The organism is Actinokineospora guangxiensis (assembly GCF_042657845.1).
GTDB lineage: Bacteria > Actinomycetota > Actinomycetes > Mycobacteriales > Pseudonocardiaceae > Actinokineospora > Actinokineospora guangxiensis.
Map to the genome: position 1 here is coordinate 13,597 of NZ_JBHSKF010000021.1, position 15,424 is coordinate 29,020.

General features: G+C 73.2%; 16 protein-coding genes. 5 read left to right on the plus strand and 11 right to left on the minus strand.

Annotated elements, in window-relative coordinates:
- Positions 1–7 precede the first annotated feature (7 nt).
- The 3 genes from ACFPM7_RS28785 (at position 8) to ACFPM7_RS28795 (ending at position 3,740) form a co-directional block, all read left to right on the plus strand.
- A complete protein-coding gene (locus ACFPM7_RS28785; RefSeq protein WP_378250974.1) occupies positions 8–829 on the plus strand; it encodes a DUF4394 domain-containing protein in 822 nt (273 codons plus the stop codon).
- A gap of 172 nt (positions 830–1,001) precedes the next feature.
- Positions 1,002–1,913 (plus strand): hypothetical protein, encoded by a 912-nt coding sequence (locus tag ACFPM7_RS28790; protein ID WP_378250975.1) that lies wholly within the window; start codon positions 1,002–1,004, stop codon positions 1,911–1,913.
- Between the two features lie 72 nt (positions 1,914–1,985).
- A complete protein-coding gene (locus ACFPM7_RS28795; protein ID WP_378250976.1) occupies positions 1,986–3,740 on the plus strand; it encodes a hypothetical protein in 1,755 nt (584 codons plus the stop codon).
- Positions 3,741–3,801: 61 nt separating this feature from the next.
- Here ACFPM7_RS28795 and ACFPM7_RS28800 read toward each other — a convergent pair whose 3' ends face one another.
- The 3 genes from ACFPM7_RS28800 to ACFPM7_RS28810 are packed head-to-tail and all read right to left on the minus strand — an operon-like array spanning position 3,802 to position 6,513.
- Positions 3,802–4,878, minus strand: coding sequence for a CU044_5270 family protein (locus tag ACFPM7_RS28800; protein ID WP_378250977.1), 1,077 nt, complete (start codon positions 4,876–4,878; stop codon positions 3,802–3,804).
- Positions 4,871–5,455, minus strand: a complete 585-nt coding sequence (locus ACFPM7_RS28805) for an RNA polymerase sigma factor (RefSeq protein WP_378250978.1) — start codon at positions 5,453–5,455, stop codon at positions 4,871–4,873. The genes ACFPM7_RS28800 and ACFPM7_RS28805 overlap by 8 nt, the downstream gene beginning before the upstream one ends.
- A gap of 35 nt (positions 5,456–5,490) precedes the next feature.
- A complete protein-coding gene (locus tag ACFPM7_RS28810; RefSeq protein ID WP_378250979.1) occupies positions 5,491–6,513 on the minus strand; it encodes a LacI family DNA-binding transcriptional regulator in 1,023 nt (340 codons plus the stop codon).
- Between the two features lie 122 nt (positions 6,514–6,635).
- Here ACFPM7_RS28810 and ACFPM7_RS28815 point away from each other — a divergent pair, with 122 nt between their 5' ends.
- Positions 6,636–7,097, plus strand: coding sequence for a hypothetical protein (locus ACFPM7_RS28815; protein ID WP_378250980.1), 462 nt, complete (start codon positions 6,636–6,638; stop codon positions 7,095–7,097).
- A 63-nt stretch (positions 7,098–7,160) separates the two neighbouring features.
- On the opposite strand, the gene ACFPM7_RS28820 is transcribed toward ACFPM7_RS28815, so the two are convergent.
- The 3 genes from ACFPM7_RS28820 to ACFPM7_RS28830 form a co-directional block, all read right to left on the minus strand.
- Positions 7,161–7,535 (minus strand): hypothetical protein, encoded by a 375-nt coding sequence (locus ACFPM7_RS28820; RefSeq protein WP_378250981.1) that lies wholly within the window; start codon positions 7,533–7,535, stop codon positions 7,161–7,163.
- Between the two features lie 112 nt (positions 7,536–7,647).
- Positions 7,648–9,261: a PLL family lectin gene (locus ACFPM7_RS28825; RefSeq protein ID WP_378250982.1), complete on the minus strand. Its 1,614-nt coding sequence runs from the start codon at positions 9,259–9,261 to the stop codon at positions 7,648–7,650.
- A gap of 10 nt (positions 9,262–9,271) precedes the next feature.
- Positions 9,272–10,816, minus strand: coding sequence for a PLL family lectin (locus tag ACFPM7_RS28830; RefSeq protein WP_378250983.1), 1,545 nt, complete (start codon positions 10,814–10,816; stop codon positions 9,272–9,274).
- A 278-nt stretch (positions 10,817–11,094) separates the two neighbouring features.
- Here ACFPM7_RS28830 and ACFPM7_RS28835 point away from each other — a divergent pair, with 278 nt between their 5' ends.
- A complete protein-coding gene (locus tag ACFPM7_RS28835; protein ID WP_378250984.1) occupies positions 11,095–11,460 on the plus strand; it encodes an STAS domain-containing protein in 366 nt (121 codons plus the stop codon).
- Positions 11,461–11,469: 9 nt separating this feature from the next.
- On the opposite strand, the gene ACFPM7_RS28840 is transcribed toward ACFPM7_RS28835, so the two are convergent.
- From ACFPM7_RS28840 to ACFPM7_RS28860, 5 genes are all read right to left on the minus strand, one after another.
- A complete protein-coding gene (locus ACFPM7_RS28840) occupies positions 11,470–11,994 on the minus strand; it encodes a hypothetical protein (protein WP_378250985.1) in 525 nt (174 codons plus the stop codon).
- A 64-nt stretch (positions 11,995–12,058) separates the two neighbouring features.
- Positions 12,059–12,502, minus strand: coding sequence for an ATP-binding protein (locus tag ACFPM7_RS28845; protein ID WP_378250986.1), 444 nt, complete (start codon positions 12,500–12,502; stop codon positions 12,059–12,061).
- Positions 12,503–12,655: 153 nt separating this feature from the next.
- Positions 12,656–13,513 (minus strand): alpha/beta hydrolase family protein, encoded by an 858-nt coding sequence (locus tag ACFPM7_RS28850; protein WP_378250987.1) that lies wholly within the window; start codon positions 13,511–13,513, stop codon positions 12,656–12,658.
- A 137-nt stretch (positions 13,514–13,650) separates the two neighbouring features.
- Complete coding sequence (locus tag ACFPM7_RS28855) at positions 13,651–14,370, minus strand: ABC transporter permease (RefSeq protein ID WP_378250988.1); 720 nt, start codon at positions 14,368–14,370, stop codon at positions 13,651–13,653.
- A gap of 36 nt (positions 14,371–14,406) precedes the next feature.
- A complete protein-coding gene (locus ACFPM7_RS28860; protein ID WP_378250989.1) occupies positions 14,407–15,288 on the minus strand; it encodes an ABC transporter ATP-binding protein in 882 nt (293 codons plus the stop codon).
- Positions 15,289–15,424 lie beyond the last annotated feature (136 nt).

Sequence of the window (15,424 nt, forward strand, 5' to 3'; positions counted from 1 at the left end):
ACCCCAGATGCGCCGCACGATCGTCCCCGCGCTGCTGGCCGCCGCCCTCGCCGCGGCGGTGCTGCCCGGCACCGCCGCGGCCACCGGCCAGCGCTCCGACTCCCGCCTGCTGGTCCTGGACAGCAACAACACGCTGGTCGAGGGCTACTCGCTGCTGCCCCGCCGCACGGCGGTGAAGGGCCTGGCCAAGGGCGAGGACCTCATCGGCATCGACGTGCGCCCAGCCACCGGCGCGCTCTACGCCATGTCCGACCGCGGGCAGCTCTACACCGTGGACACCCGCAGCGGGAAGGCCACCGCGATCGGCGCCAAGATCGCCCTCGACGGCCGGGCCATCGGGTTCGACTTCAACCCGACCGTCGACCGCATCCGCCTGGTCACCGAGCGCGGCCAGAACCTGCGCCTGCACCCCGACACCGGAGCCGTCGCAGGCACCGACGGCGTCCTCGCCTACGCCGCAGGCGACCCGGCCGCGGGCAAGACGCCGAAGGTCGGCGGCTCCGGCTACACCAACAGCGTCGCCGGCGCGACCAGCACCGTGCTCTACAACATCGACTCGGACCGCGACACGCTCGTCACCCAGGGGCGCGCCCCCGACGTCTCGCCCAACTCCGGGCAGCTGTTCACCGTCGGGCGGCTCGGCATCGACGTGACGGCCGTCCACGGCTTCGACATCCACCCGGACGGCACGGCCATCGCGGCGGTGTCCACCCGCGTGCTCGGCCTGCCCGTCGGCAAGCTCGTCCGCGTCGACCTGAGCACCGGGCGCGCCCGCGTGGTCGCGCCGCTGCTGCTGACCAGCCCGGTCGGAGCCGCTTTCACCGGGTAGCGCCTGCTGCGTCCTTTGAGGACGAGAAGTGCGTTGGCCGGTAGGCATTACCCCCTACCTTCGGGTACCAAACAGTGGGTTTTTCTGAAGATTTCGGCAATCCCGCGAACACCCCGTGACCGAATCACCCATACGAGTTCACCCGACTAAGGAAGGGGGTGAAATCATGGAGGTGAACGCAGTAGCCGTCACCGCGGGTCACGACCGGATGGTCGTCCTGCTGCGACGGTTGGGTGTGGTCGCGGGGTTCGTCGTCGGAGTCGGCTTCCTGGCGGTCGTGACCGCGCAGGAGGCGTCCGCGGAGGACCGCGGGCTGCTCGGCGATCTGACGGCCCCCGTGGTCGAGCAGGTGGTCGAGCCAGTGCTGAAACCGGTGACAGCGGTCGCCGCTCCCGTTGTGGAGCCGGTGGCCAAGGCTGCCGCTCCTGTCGTGGAGCCGGTGGCCGAGGCCGTGGCGCCGCTCGCGGTGAGTGTCGTCGAGCCGGTCCGGCCCGTGGTCAAGCCGGTGCTGGAACCGGTGGCCTCAGCGGTGGAACCGCTCGTCGCCTCGGTGTCGCCGCTGGTGGAGCCGCTCACGGCCCCGGTCGTGCGCGCCGCCGAGCCGGTGCTCGCGCCGATCGCGGACGCGGGCGCCGAACCGGTGCTGAGCCGCGTGGGACTGCCCAGCGGTCCAGCGGCAGGCGGTCCGGCCGAGCCGGAGCAGACCCCTGCTCCCCGGCCGGAGGCCGATCCCGTCGGAGAGGCCCGTCCGGGCGCGGAACTCCGCGCGCCGGAGGCGGTCTCCGCCAACTGGAACGGCTGGTCGGCGGCTCCTTCGGAGTCCGCTCTGGAGTCCACTGTGGAGATCGAATCCGCCCGGCCGGGCGGGTCCGGCACTCCGCAGCCGGGCCCCGCGGGACCGGTTCCCGGAATCGCGACCACCACCGGCACATCCGCCGGGTCAGGCGGGGCGCACCACGCGGACCACGCCGTGGCCGCCACCCCGTTCGACCACGCGGTGCTGTCGGCAGCGGGCCGGTCCCCTCCGCGTGAGGGGTTCCCGACCCACTGGTCCGGCTACGAAGACCAAGACCATCCGAGTTGATCCTCCTTTCCATACCGCCAGTTCAACACCGAACAAGCACATGGAAAGGGAAAGGGCATCATGCACTCATACGTGCGACGCGGTCTCGTGACCGCGGCGATGTCCGGCGGGTTCTTCCTGCTGGGCACCGCGATGGCCACCGCCGACACGGCCGACACACTCGGCCTCGGCGACGTGGTCCACTCGGTTGGTTCAGTTCTGTCCGGTGACGCCGCTTCCGGCGGCAACACCTCCGCAGGCGCCGTCGGCGGCAGCGGCGGCGGTTCCGGTGACGGCGGCAACGCCACCAGCGGCAACTCCGCCCGCTCCGGCAACTCGGGGAACTCGGGTGATTCGGGTTCCACAGGCGGCAACAACGCGCTGAACGTGTGCGTCATCGCCACCTGCAACGCCTCAGCGGACTCCGGCGACTCCGGGGACACCGGCTCCACCGGTGACACCGGCGACGCCACCAACACCAGCCACACCACCGGCGGCAACTCCGGTGCGGGCGGCGACGGCGGCAACGCCGACGCTTCCGCCACCGGCGGCAACTCCGCCGGGTCCGGTTCCGCGGGCTCGCGCTCCGGTGACGCCACCTCCGGTGACGCCACCGCCGAGGGCGACACCAGCGCGGACGCCACCGCGGGCAACGGCGGCACCTCCGGCGACGCCGGGGACGCCACCAGCTCCAACACCGCGGTGTCGGGCAACTCCGGCAACTCGGGCGACTCCGGTTCCACCGGCGGCAACAACGCCGTGAACCTGTGCGTCCTCGCCGAGTGCCACGCCAAGGCCACCTCGGGCGACTCCGGGAACACCGGTTCCACCGGTGACACCGGCGACGCCATGAACTGGAGCCACACCACCGGCGGCAACTCCGGCGACGGCGGCCAGGGCGGCGACGCCCAGGCCGACGCCACGGGTGGCAACACCGCGCACTCCGGTGACGCGGTGACCAAGGGCCACGGCGACAACAAGCACGGCGACAACCGGCACGGCAAGAACTGGTCGCACCGCGACAACGGCGACGCCACTTCCGGTGACGCCACCGCCGAGGGCGACACCTCGGCCGACGCGGTCGCGGGCAACGGCGGCACCTCCGGCGACGCCGGGAACGCCACCAGCTCCAACAAGGCCGTGACCGGCGGTTCTGGCAACTCCGGCGACTCCGGCTCGACGGGTGGCAACACCGCCCTCGTCCTCGCCAAGGGCGGCGACAAGTGGCACCACGGCGACAAGTGGCACCACAGCGACGACGCCTCGCACGCTTGGGCGGGTTCGGGCGACTCCGGCACCACCGGTTCCACCGGTGACACCGGCGACGCCATGAACTGGAGCCACACCACGGGTGGGCACTCCGGCAACGGTGGCCAGGGCGGCGACGCCTGGGCCCACGCGGTCGGTGGCAACACCGCCCACTCCGGTGACGCGACGACCTCGCGCCGCTCCTCCGGTGACGCCACTTCCGGTGACGCCACCGCCGAGGGCGACACCTCGGCCGACGCGGTCGCGGGCAACGGCGGCACCTCCGGCGACGCCGGGAACGCCACCAGCTCCAACAACGCCGTGTCGGGCAACTCCGGCGACTCGGGCGACTCCGGTGCGACCGGTGGCAACACCGCCGCGGTGAAGTCCTCCGACGGTCACAAGTGGAACCGTGGCGGCGACAAGTCGCACGCCAAGGCCACTTCCGGCGACTCCGGGAACACCGGTTCCACCGGTGACACCGGCGACGCGGGCAACTGGAGCCACACCACCGGGGGCAACTCCGGTGCGGGTGGCGACGGTGGTCACGCCGACGCCTCGGCGCACGGCGGCAACCACGCCGTGACCGGCAAGGCGTAGTCCTCACACCGCCGATGGCGGGGGCGCCCACTGGGCGCCCCCGCCATCGGCGCGTTCGGGGCTAGGGAACGGCGCCCTGGTCCGGCGCGACGGCAATGGTGACCGAGGAGAAGCCGATGGGGGTGCCCTCGGCCAGGCCCGCGTAGTACGGGTCGGCGTCCGGGTCGAGCAGGACCGTGCGGTCGCCGATCAGGAGGCCGGTGCCGGGGTCGATGATGATCTCGTAGCGCAGTGCCGAGTGCGCGACGCCGAGTGCGGTGCCGACGCGGCCGTCGAGGTTGGCGGCGTTGTCGGTGGTCTCCAGGCCGGGGAGGCGGGTCAGGGCCTCGTAGACGGCAGCTCGCAGGGGCGGGGTGGCGTCCGGGGAGGCCAGAACCCCGGTCGCCAGGTACAGGGCGGTGGCGGGGACCCCGTCCGCTTCGGCGATGAGGTCGGAGTAGAGGGCGGCCGGGTCGCGCGGGAGGGCGTCGAGGAAGGCGGGGGCGGGGGAGTCCCAGCTGCCCCGGCGTTCGGCGCAGGGCTTGCCGTCGTCGGGGGTGCCGCCGAGTTCGCCGTTGTCGTCGGGGAAGTCCCCGCACGCGCCGCGCTGGTCGGCGCTGGTGCGGCGCAGGGAGCCGAGCAGGCCGTTGTCGCCCTCGGCGCGGGCCAGAGCCTCGTCGCCGACCATCCAGGTCCAGCCGTGGGTCGTGTCGCGGCGCAGCCACTCCTCGGCGCGGTCGGCAGGCACCCAGGTCTCGCGCGCGGAGTGGATCAGCACGGCCAGCGGCTTGTCCGTCGCGGTCGTGGCGAAGGACATGTCCCAGGCCTGCCGGGCGAGGTAGCGGTACTGGCCCTCGGCCAGCGGCGCGTCGGGCGTGCCCAGGGTGTTCGACGCGGCCAGCGCGAGCGAGGCGTCGGCGCTGGCGGCGGGGGCGTCGCCGTCGATCGCCTGGACCGCGAACAGCCCGCCCGCGACGGCGGCGACCACGGCCGCGGCGGCCACCAGCCGGGTGCGGCGGGGGGAGGGGGTCAGTTCGGCGGTGAAAGCCGCCTCCATCGCGGCGGCCGCCTTGGCGCGCGCGGCGGGGGAGAGGGCGGGGCCCGCGGGCTGGTCGGCGATCGCCTGGTCCAGCTCCCGGTCGGTCCACAGCTCAGGCACGGTCGTTCTCCTCGGTGACGGTGAGCGGGCAGACCGCCCGCAGGTGGCGGCGGACGCGGTGCAGGCGGGAGCGGACCGTGCCGACGGGGATGCCGAGGGCTTGGGCCACCTCGGTGGAGTCCATCCCGGCCCAGCCGGTCAGCAGCAGGACGTCGCGGTCGCCGTCGGCGAGCGCGTCGAGCGCCTTCGCCAGCTGCCTGGCCCTGACCTGCGCGTCGACCTGCTCGACAACCCGGTCCTCGTGGCTGCCCTCGGTGCCCGCGCCGCGCACACGCGCCACCGCCGCGCGCTCCCGCCGCCGTGAACGCAGATGCGTCCGCGCGATGTTCGTGGCGATCCCGTAGAGCCAGGGCCGCACGCCCGCCCGGTCCGGGTCGTAGGAGTCGCGGCCCCGGATGGCGGCCACGAACACGTCCGCGACCAGGTCGTCGGCCGCGCCGGGCGCCCACCGGGACAGGTAGCGGTGCAGTTCGTCGGCGTGGGCGGCGAACAGGGCCTGGAAGTCGGCGGGCGTCCGGGGCGGCGGTCGGTCCGGCCGGGCCCCCGCGTGCGGGGGCTTGTCGTTGAGCACGGTCATCACAGGAGGTGTTTGGCCGCTGCCGCCCGCGGCGTTCACGCGCCCGGCGGCGCGGTGGAGTCGCGCTCGACCAGGCGGACGTCCAGCACGAGCGGGTCGGCCGGGCGGTCGCCGCCCTCGATGCGGGCCAGCAGCCGGTCGACGGCGTTGGCGGCCTTGCCGGGGATGTCCTGGGCGATCGTGGTCAGCCTCGGCGTGATGTAGGCGCTGATGTCGAGGTCGTCGAAGCCGATGACGGAGACCGCGCCCGGCACGGGCACCCCGGCCGCGATGAGCCCTTCGATGATCCCGATGGCGAGGATGTCGGCGGTGGCGAACACGGCGGTGCAGCCGGGGTGCGCCTGCAGCAGGCGCGCACCGAGGGCGACCCCGTCGCCGTGGGTGGTGTTGACGCTCTCGACAGGACAGTCCTCCGCCGGCAGTCCGGCTTCCTCCAGGGTGGCGCGGAAGCCGAGGAAGCGCTCGTGCACGACGCCGACATCGGTGAACGCCGGGCCCGCGAAGACGATCCGGCGGTGCCCGAGCCCCACCAGGTGCGCCGCCGCCAGGCGCGCGCCGGTGAAGTCGTCGGAGCGCACGCCCGTGGTCAGCGGGTTGTCCGCGTAGCTGTCGATGGCCAGCACCGGCGTGCGGCCGAGCACGCCCGGCCGCAGGGCCGCGACCTCCTCGTCCAGGAAGCCGAGCAGCACCGCGCCGTCCAGGCTCCACGAGCGCAGCGCCTCGCCGATCTCGGCGGGGTCGGCGACGCCGCGCAGCAGCAGGTGGTAGCCGCGTTTGCGCAGGCCGCGCTCGATCTGGCCGAAGATCGCGATGTTGTGCGGGCTGATCGCCAGGCTGTCCTCGCTCGCCGCGGGCACGAGCAGGCCGATCAGCCGCGAGGACTTCGCCGCCAGGCTGCGCGCCGACGCGCTGGGCACGTAGCCGCGCTCGGCGATGATCCGGCGGACGCGGTCGGTGGTCTCCGCCGAGACGCGGGCGGTCTTGCCGTTGATCACATTGGACACGGTCATGACGCTGACACCCGCCGCCTCGGCGATGTCCTTGAGCCGAACCCGCATCCGACGCTGCCTCCCCGTTCCCCACCGTGGACACCGTTGACACCCCGCGACGGCCGAGCTAGCGTCCCACACCACCCAGATGTAGCGCTAAACTTACTCTGACCAGCAACGATAGGCTTCGCTTGGCCTGTGCTGGCACCGTCGAGGGGAATCGCATCGTCACGGCCGACCAGTGGTGGCGCACCGCGGTGATCTACCAGGTCTACTGGGACTGGCACACCCACACCGCCGCGGTGTGGCTCTACGCCGAGCGCGCCCCCATCACCGCCCCGGTCGTCCTGCGCGAGCTGGACATCGAGGACAGCAACTACCACGGCCTGCTGTTCAGCTGGCAGAAGGCGATCAGCCCGGTGACCGTCGACTCCGTCCGCGTCGCCGGGACGGGCGGGGCCACCGAGACCTTCGACGACGGCGCGGGCCAGGTGACCAACGCCAACTCCCACGGCCTGCACTTCGACGGGGTCACCGGCACGGGCCGCTTCGACCGGGTCGCGGTGTCCGGGCTGAAGGGAGCGGGCAGCCAGGGCTCGGTCAACACCGGCGGCCACACCATCCAGCGCGGCACCGGCAACACCGGCTGGTGACCCGACCCGGCGCGGTCCCGCCGTCCCACGGGGCCGCGCCGGTGGTCGGCTGTGGAACTCCGGCTACCGCCAGCGGTGCGGGTCCTCGGTGTCCGGGCCGAGGTCGGCGTCGGTGGCCAGGCGGAAGGCGATCGTCCTGGCGACGATCACCGCGCTGGTCGCGCCGGGGATGTCGTGCTCGGCCAGCAGCAGGCGCACCCGCCGCAGCCAGTCCAGGACCTGGGCCACCGTTCCGCCGGGCTCGGCGGCGGCGACCGCGGCCAACTCCGCGCGCACGGGCTCGACGGCGCCATCCAGGCAGGACAGCAGCTCGTCCACATCGTCGCGGTGCCACGGGTCGCGGCGCTCGTGCACCCGCTGGGCGAGGGCGTCGACCGCGCCGCGCAGCACCGCGCGGGCCCCGGCGGGGACCGGGTCGTCGGCGACGGGGGCGGTCATGCCCGACAGACTATCTGGTAACCGGCCTTTTCTGTTAGCCGTGCGCGTGCGGAAACCGAGGTTCACGCCAACGCGTGGCCGGTGTCCACCGCGGTGGACACCGGCCACGCGGTCACGGCATCGGCGGTCCCGGGCTGCCCGCGAGCGGGCCCCAGGTCGGGTTCCACGCGTTCAGACCAGTCTGCCAGCGGTGGTAGACGCCCGTCGGATTGGTCCCGAAGACCTCGATGCGGCCGTCGGCGTTGGTGGACGAGCCGATCTCGGTGCCGCCGCCGCCGAAGTCGGTCCACCCGGCGAACGGCGTGTTCTGCCCCCGCTGCCAGTTGTGACGCGCGATCGAGCCGTTGATGGCGAACAGCTCGATGCGCCCGTCGACCGAGCGGACCGCGGTCAGCTCGGCGCGGGCGGGCCCGCCGAGCGCGGTCCACGGCGACCACGCGCCCGGGGTGGTCTGCCAGCGGTGGAAGACGCCGTTGGGGTTGGAGGCGAACACCTCGACGCGCCCGTCGGTGTTGTGGCTGGCGGCGAGGTCGTGGCCGCCGTCGCCGAAGGTGCTCCACCCCGACCACGAGCTGGGGCTGGTCTGCCAGCGGTGCCCGAAGGTCGTGGCCGACAGGGCGAACAGCTCCAGCCTGCCGTCGGCCGAGCGCTCCAGCGCCAGGCGCGAGGTGGCAGGCCCGCCCACGCCCGTCCAGCCCGACCACGCGCCCGGGGTGGTCTGCCAGCGGTGGAAGACGCCGTTGGGGTTGGAGGCGAACACCTCGATCCGCCCGTCGACGTTGGTTCCCGCGGCCAGCTGGTGCCCGCCCGCCCCGAAGTTCGCCCACGCCGACCAGTTGCCGTTGGGCGCGGTCTGCCAGCGGTGCTCGAAGGTGCTGCCGGAGAGCGCGAACAGCTCCAGGCGGCCGTCGCGGTTCGGCGCGATCGCCAGCTGCGCCGAGCGTGGCCCGCCGAGGAAGCGCCACGCCGACCACGGGCCGTTCACCGAGGTCTGGAAGGCGTGGTGGACGCCGTCGGCCGCGGCGGCGAAGGTCTCCAGCCTGCCGTCGGCGCCCTTGGCCGAGACGACGCGACCGCTGCCGTACGGGTGCGGCAGCGCCCCGCCCGCCCACAGCGCGTCGGCGAGGACGATCGAGTCCGCGGCCTCCACGCCGTAGCGGTAGCGGTACTGCGCCGCGGGCCGCTGCACGTCGGCGGCGACGTCGCCGATGGGCGCGGTGTTCCACGACCCGTTGGGGTAGAAGCGCATCATCGCGTCGAGGAACTTGGTGGTGGCGAACACCGGATCGATGCACTGCGCGGGCGCGCACCAGCCCTGCGACGGGCGCTGCTGGAAGAGGCCGAGCGAGTCGTGGTCGACGGCCTCGGAGTAGTTCATCATCCCGGTCTCGACGATGATCGTGGACATCGCGATCGCCGCGGCCCTCGGGTTCAGGCCGCGGTCGCGCACCGCCTTGACGACCACCCGCGCGCAGGACATCCGGTAGGGCGTCAGGTAGCCCCGCATCTTGTTGCGCAGCAGCGGGTTGAGCCGGGTGGCCAGCGCCGCGTCCTCCGCGCTCGGCCCGGCCCGGTCGCACGGCGCGGTGGCGATCTGGGCCGAGACGTCCTGCGGCCAGATCTCGTTCGGGTCCGGCGGGGGCGCGGCCGAGGCGGGCGCGGCCACGCCGAGGGCCGCCGCCGCGGCGAGGCCGGTGACCAGCGCGGCGAACCGGGTTCTTCTCAACGGGGCTCCTTCAGCGGATCGGGGGACCTGCGGTGCCTGCGAGCCACTCCCAGGCCGACCAGGTGCTGAACCCGGTCTGCCACTTGTGGAAGACGCCCGCCGCGCTCGTGCCGAACACCTCGACGCGCCCGTCGGCGTTGGTCCCCGCCGCGATCTCCGTGCCGCCGGTGCCGAAGTCCGCCCACGCCGAGTACGGCGCGTTCGGCGCGGTCTGCCAGGTGTGGCGGGCGACCGAGCCGTTGATGGCGAACACCTCCACCCTGCCGTCGGCGGTGCGGGCGCTGGTCAGCTCCGCGTTGGCGGGCCCACCGGCGGCAGTCCACTCCGACCAGCGGCCCGGCCCGGTCTGCCAGCGGTGGAACACCCCGGCCGGGCCGGAGGCGAACACCTCCAGCCTGCCGTCGGTGTTGTGGCCGGCGGTGAGGTCGTGCCCGCCGCCGCCGAAGGTGCTCCACGCCGACCAGTTGCCGTTCGGCGCGGTCTGCCAGAGATGGCCGAACGTCGCGCCGGAGAGGGCGAAGACCTCCAGCCGCCCGTCGGCGGCGGACTCCATCGCCAGCCGCGCCGACCCCGGCCCGCCCTTGCCGGTCCACGCCGACCACACTCCGGGCGCGGTCTGCCAGCGGTGGAAGACCCCGCTCGGGTTGGCGGCGAACACCTCGACGCGGCCGTCGGCGTTGGCCCCGACCGCCACGTCGCCGCCGCCGGTGCCGAAGTCGGCCCAGCCCGACCAGTTCCCGTTCGCCGCGGTCTGCCAGCGGTGCTGGAAAGTGGAGCCGGAGAGCGCGAACAGCTCCAGGCGGCCGTCCCGGTTCGGGACCAGGCCGAGCCGGGCGTCGCGCGGGCCGCCGATGGCCCGCCACTCCGACCAGCGCCCGTTCACCGCGGTCTGGAAGCTGTGGTGGACGCCGTCGGCGCCCGCGGCGAAGGCCTCCAGCCTGCCGTCGGCCGAGCGCGCCGCCACGACCCGCCCGCTCGGCACCGGGTGCGGCCGCAGCGCCGTGTCCTCCACGATCTTGGTGTAGCGCAGCGCCTTGTACTCGGCGTTCGGCCTGCCGTCGATGCGGGCGTCGTGGATGTTGGCCCGCAGGCGGCGCACCGGGGTGGAGCCGAAGGTGTAGTAGGAGAAGCCGCCCCGGTCGTCGAGCCACTGGTGGAAGAGGATCACGTGGTGGTGGTACGAGTTCAGGATGTCGCCCGGCCGCAGGTCGGCGCGCGGGATCTCGCGGGAGAACCCGGGCAGCGAGCCCGTCCACGGGTTCGCGTCGAGGTGCCAGGCCATCGCGACGTAGCCGGAGCAGTCGCGGCGGTAGTTGTAGTCACCGCCGGGCCCGGGGGAGTACCCGCCCTGGTCGTAGGGCCCCGGCTGGCGGTCCACCCACTGCTGGGCCCGCCAGATCACCTCGGCGCGAGAGATCGGGCCGCCGCGCGCCGAGGCCGCGTGCGCGGTCGCGGGGGCCATCGCGGGGGCCAGGGCCGCGGCGATGAGGCAGACGAGCACCAGGACGGCGGGGCGCACCCCGCGCGGCCGGGTGCGGTGCGCGAACGTCACCACGGAGCCTCCCCCAGGTCAGCGTGTGTGAAGGTTCCCGTGAACCCGGCTATTCGGGCAACCGCTGACCGGGCGTCACCGCCGAGGGGGAGCAACGGGGCCGAACGGCGTAATTCGCCCTGGTGGGGTGACAGGGCTCTCCAAGGTTGGGTTCTGCCTGGAACAGGACTACCCTGAGAGCGGGAGTACGGCTCTTGATGCTCGTTGTGGAGGTCATCCTCTGTCGGGGAACTGCCCCGGTGTTGCTCTGTAGCGCGTGTCCTACCCGCAAGGGAGGCACCATGCTGAAGCCATTTGTCCCCGGACGCCTCGACGTCCTCGTGGAGAACACCAAACGCTGCGCGGTCCTCGCGGTGCGCGGGGAACTGGACAGCGCCACCGCGCCCCGGCTGAACGAGCGGCTGATGGCGGCCATCGCCGAGGCGCCCCCCGGAGCCGGGGTCGTGCTCGACCTGTCCGACGTCACCTTCTGCGGCTCGGCGGGAGTGCAGGCCGTGCTGCTCGCGGGGGACCAGGCGCGCGAACTCGACCGCGGGTTCGCCGTGGCCTGCGGCCCGTTCGTCCGCCGCACGCTGGAACTCGTCGGGCTCCGCCACCTCGTCGGCGACCACCCGACACGCGCCGCCGCGCTCGCCTCCGTCGGCTGACCCGCCTGGTCAGCGGCGGTGCGCCGAGGCGGCTTCCCGCCCGCCCAGCGCGGCGACGGCGGCGGCCACGCGCAGCCGCTCCACGGTCTGCGCCTGCCGCTGCGCGCGGCTCGTGCGCGCCGCGGCGTCAGCGGCGCTGATCCGGTCGTCGGTCTCGGCGATGGCGCCCAGAACCCGCCAGAGCGCCGCGTCGTCCTGCACCGCGGCGCGCAGCGCGTCCAGCTCCACCACCCGGCTCAGCGGTGAGCGCTCCAGCAGCCTGCCGTTCGGCTTGAGCCTGCCCAGCCGCTCGGCCACGCCCGCCAGCAGGGACTTCGCCGCGCTCGGGGTGCTGCCCAGGGTGTCCATCAGCGCGCGCAGCGCCTCGCGGTCGTCGGTCAGCACGTCGCGGATCTCCCGCAGCGCCGTGCCGCCGGGCAGGTGGCTGTCCGAGGCGACCAGCCGCCCCGCACGCGCCAGCACGGCCCCCAGCAGGGCGTGGTGGTCCTCCAGGTAGATGGACAGCAGCCGGACATCGGTCGTTACGGCGGTCATGGACTTCGGGTACCCGCACACGGGCACACCATGCGGAGGGCCGGTGTGGGGCCCGTCGCGGCTCTCAGTCCGCTTCCACGCGCGTCCACGGCCACGTCATGCGGACCGTGGTGCCCGCCAGGGTGCTGGTGATGGCCGCCTCCGGGGCGACGGCGCGCATGATCTGGCTGCCGCGGCCGCGGTGGGGCTGCGGGGGCGCGTCGCTCCACTGGCCGGTGTCGGTGACGGTGATGGTCAGGAAGCCGGGCTCCAGTTCGGCGGTGAGCGTCATCGTGCCGTGCGGGTCGTCGGGGTAGGCGTGGTCGACCACGTTCGCCATGGCCTCGCCCGCGGCGAGCACGATGTCCTCTGCCGTCGTCTCGGGAACGCCCAGGTCGGCGACCCAGCGGGCGAGCGCGCGGCGCAGGATCGAGACCTGCACGGCCGCGGCGGCCACCTCGTGCACCAGCGCGGCTGACGGTTCGGCGAGTGGGACCCCGGAGGGCTCGCTGTCGGCGCTGGCGTCCATCGGCTCCGGTCCTTCCCGCGGGGCAACCGGGTCAACATACCCAGTCCGGCGGGTGGTCAACCGCACGGTGACCCGGATGACCCGGCCGTCTGGCCGGATGGCAGGCCGGAAGCCCGGACCGAGGGACACGGTCCGGGCTCCCGGGGCAGGTGATCAGGAGTGCGGGCAGCTGTTGCGGTACTCCTGGATGGCGCGGTCGTCGGGGGCCGGGCACAGGAACTGGTCGTAGCGGGTGTCGTCGTCGACGAACCGCTTGAGCCAGCTGATCGTGTACTTGGCCATGGTGGTGTTGGAGGTCTGCGGGAAGAAGTGGCTGGCGCCGTCGAGCTCCATGTAGGCGCGGTCGCGGGCCCGCGACAGCGAGGTGTAGAACGGCTCGGCGTGCGAGCTGACCGGGGCCACCGAGTCGTTCTCGCCGCCGATGATGAAGGTCGGCGTCACGACGGTGCTCCAGGTCTTGTCGGTGTTCCACGGCGCGATCGGGATCGCCGCCTTCAGGCTGGTGCGGGTCGCGGCGGCCGCCAGGCTGCCGCCACCGCCCATGGAGTGCCCGGCGACGGCGAGCCGCGACGCGTCGACCCGCGAGCGGACCGAGCTGCGCTGCGTCAGGTAGTCCAGGGCGGCGAGGAGCTGGGTGCCGCGCGAGGACGGCTGGTCGTAGATCGAGTTGGTGTCGATGATCATCGTGACGAAGCCGTGCGAGGCCAGGCGCGGGCCCAGCCAGGCCAGGCTCGACTGGCTGGCGGTGAAGCCGGGGGAGATCGCCACCGCGCCGAACGTGCCCGCGCTGGTGGTGGTCGGGTAGTAGATCGTGGCCCCGCCGAAGCCGGTCACGACCAGGCGCGACACGCTGGTCGACGCGGTGTCGAACGGGCCGCGGGAGGACTCGATCAGGGACTCGGTCGGGGCGGGACCGCGCTCGTAGGGGTTGTCCGCCGCGTGGGCGGTTCCGGCGACCACACCGGCGGCCAGGGCGAGGCTGGCCAGTGCTGCAGGGATGACTCGGCGCACGGCGTCGTACTCCTTCGTCGGGATCTGCGCTGATGGGACTGCTCCGACCTTCGCAACCGGAGTGGGCCATCCGCATCGGTGAAATCACTGGCGTTCACCGGCCGCAACCGCCGTCTCAGGGTCATCTCACGGTCGTCTCAGCGGCGGGGCTCCCAGCGGAAGAGGCGGGTGGCCAGGGCGATGGCTACGACGACCCAGGCCAGGGTGGGCACGAGCAGGACGAGGGAGTCCGACACCGGGGCGCCGCCGTTCCAGGAGTCGACGATCAGCTCGGTGGCGGCGCCGCCGGGCAGGAGCCGCTTGAGGGTGGCCAGCTCCTCGGTGCCGGTGATGCCGACCCAGCTGGACACACCGATGACACCGAGGCTGACCGGCAGCGTGGTGACCTGCGCGTGCTCGGGGGAGTTGGTCAGGCCCGCGGTGGCGAGGGCGAGGCCGACCATCATGGCCAGGGTCGCGGCGACCGCGGCGGCGAGCATGGGCACGTCGGCCGGGCTGCTGGTGACCGAGGCCAGGACGATCAGGATCACCACGACCTGGGCCACCGCCAGCGCCGTCACCGGGAGCAGGAGTCCGGTGAGGATGCCCGCGTCGCTGGCCGCGGTGGAGCGCAGGCGCTTGAGGAAGAGGTTCTGGCGGCGGGAGGCCAGTGTGGTCACCGAGGTGGCGTAGAGGCCGAACGCCCCCACCAGGAACAGCACCACGGCGGCGATGTAGCCGAGGCTGCCCACCTTGGCGAAGGTCTCGTGCTGGTAGATGAAGTACGCGCTGACCGCCGCGGGCATGATCAGGCTGGTGACCAGCACCAGCCGGTTGCGGAAGATCTGGGCGAGTTCGCTGCGCGCGATGGCGAGCATGGTGGAGTCCTTACCGCGTAGGAGTTTCGGGGAGGGTCAGGCGCTGCCGATGGCGCGGAAGACGTCGTCCAGCCGCGTGGGGCCCGCTTCGAGGCCGCGCAGTTCGACGGCGTGGTCCTGGGCCCAGCCCAGCAGCGTGTGCAGGTCCTTCTGCAGGGCGAAGGTCTCGATGACGAAGACGCCGTCCGCCGACGACGCGGGCAGCGGGGGCGCGGCCGACCCCGGGGGCAGGGTGAAGCGGATGGTGGCGGGCAGGGTCTTGGTCAGCTCGGCGACCGTGCCCTCCCGGTGGAAGGCGCCCTGGTGCATCAGGCCGATGCGGTCCGCGCGCTGCTGGGCCTCTTCGAGGTAGTGCGTGGTGAGGACGATGGTGCTGCCGTCCTCGCGCAACCTGTCCACCGCGTTCCACAGGGCGTCGCGGGACTGGATGTCCAAACCGGTCGTCGGCTCGTCCAGGAAGACCAGCTCGGGGGAGCCGTAGATCGCGGTGGCGAAGTCCAGTCGCCGCTTCTCGCCGCCGGAGAGCTGCGACACCCGGGTGCTCGCCTTGCGGGTGAGGTCGACGATGGACAGCACGCGGTCGGCGCGGTCCTCCCGACGGGTGAGCGCGCCGATCAGGCGCACGGACTCCGCGACCGTCAGGTCCGGGGTGAAGCCGCTCTCCTGGAGCATGATGCCCATCCTGGGCCGCACCGACTTGCGGTCCCGCGGGCTCTTGCCGAACACGCGCACGGAGCCGGAGGTGGCGACGCGGTGCCCTTCGACCACCTCCAGCGTCGAGGTCTTGCCCGCGCCGTTGGTGCCGAGCAGTGCGTAAAGCTCGCCGCGGTGGACCTGGAAGGAGAGGTCCCGCACGGCGCGGAAGTCGCCGTACGCCAGGTTGAGGCGGTCGACGTCGATGACGGGAGTCGAGGTCATGCCTGAGATGACACCAGGACAGGGCGGGTGTCGGCAGTGCGGTGGTGTCATGTCGTCGCGATGACATCCCTTGGGGTGAAAGCATGACACCGCGTCACTGGCGGCTGCGCCACGTCGCCCGAATACTGGTCGGGCC

Coding starts and splice junctions, on each gene's coding strand:
- ACFPM7_RS28805 (WP_378250978.1), bottom strand. CDS start 5,455: ATGACCGTGCTCAACGACAAGCCCCCGCACGCGGGGGCCCGGCCGGAC.
- ACFPM7_RS28855 (WP_378250988.1), bottom strand. CDS start 14,370: ATGCTCGCCATCGCGCGCAGCGAACTCGCCCAGATCTTCCGCAACCGG.
- ACFPM7_RS28785 (WP_378250974.1), top strand. CDS start 8: ATGCGCCGCACGATCGTCCCCGCGCTGCTGGCCGCCGCCCTCGCCGCG.
- ACFPM7_RS28860 (WP_378250989.1), bottom strand. CDS start 15,288: ATGACCTCGACTCCCGTCATCGACGTCGACCGCCTCAACCTGGCGTAC.
- ACFPM7_RS28835 (WP_378250984.1), top strand. CDS start 11,095: ATGCTGAAGCCATTTGTCCCCGGACGCCTCGACGTCCTCGTGGAGAAC.
- ACFPM7_RS28840 (WP_378250985.1), bottom strand. CDS start 11,994: ATGACCGCCGTAACGACCGATGTCCGGCTGCTGTCCATCTACCTGGAG.
- ACFPM7_RS28845 (WP_378250986.1), bottom strand. CDS start 12,502: ATGGACGCCAGCGCCGACAGCGAGCCCTCCGGGGTCCCACTCGCCGAA.
- ACFPM7_RS28810 (WP_378250979.1), bottom strand. CDS start 6,513: ATGCGGGTTCGGCTCAAGGACATCGCCGAGGCGGCGGGTGTCAGCGTC.
- ACFPM7_RS28820 (WP_378250981.1), bottom strand. CDS start 7,535: ATGACCGCCCCCGTCGCCGACGACCCGGTCCCCGCCGGGGCCCGCGCG.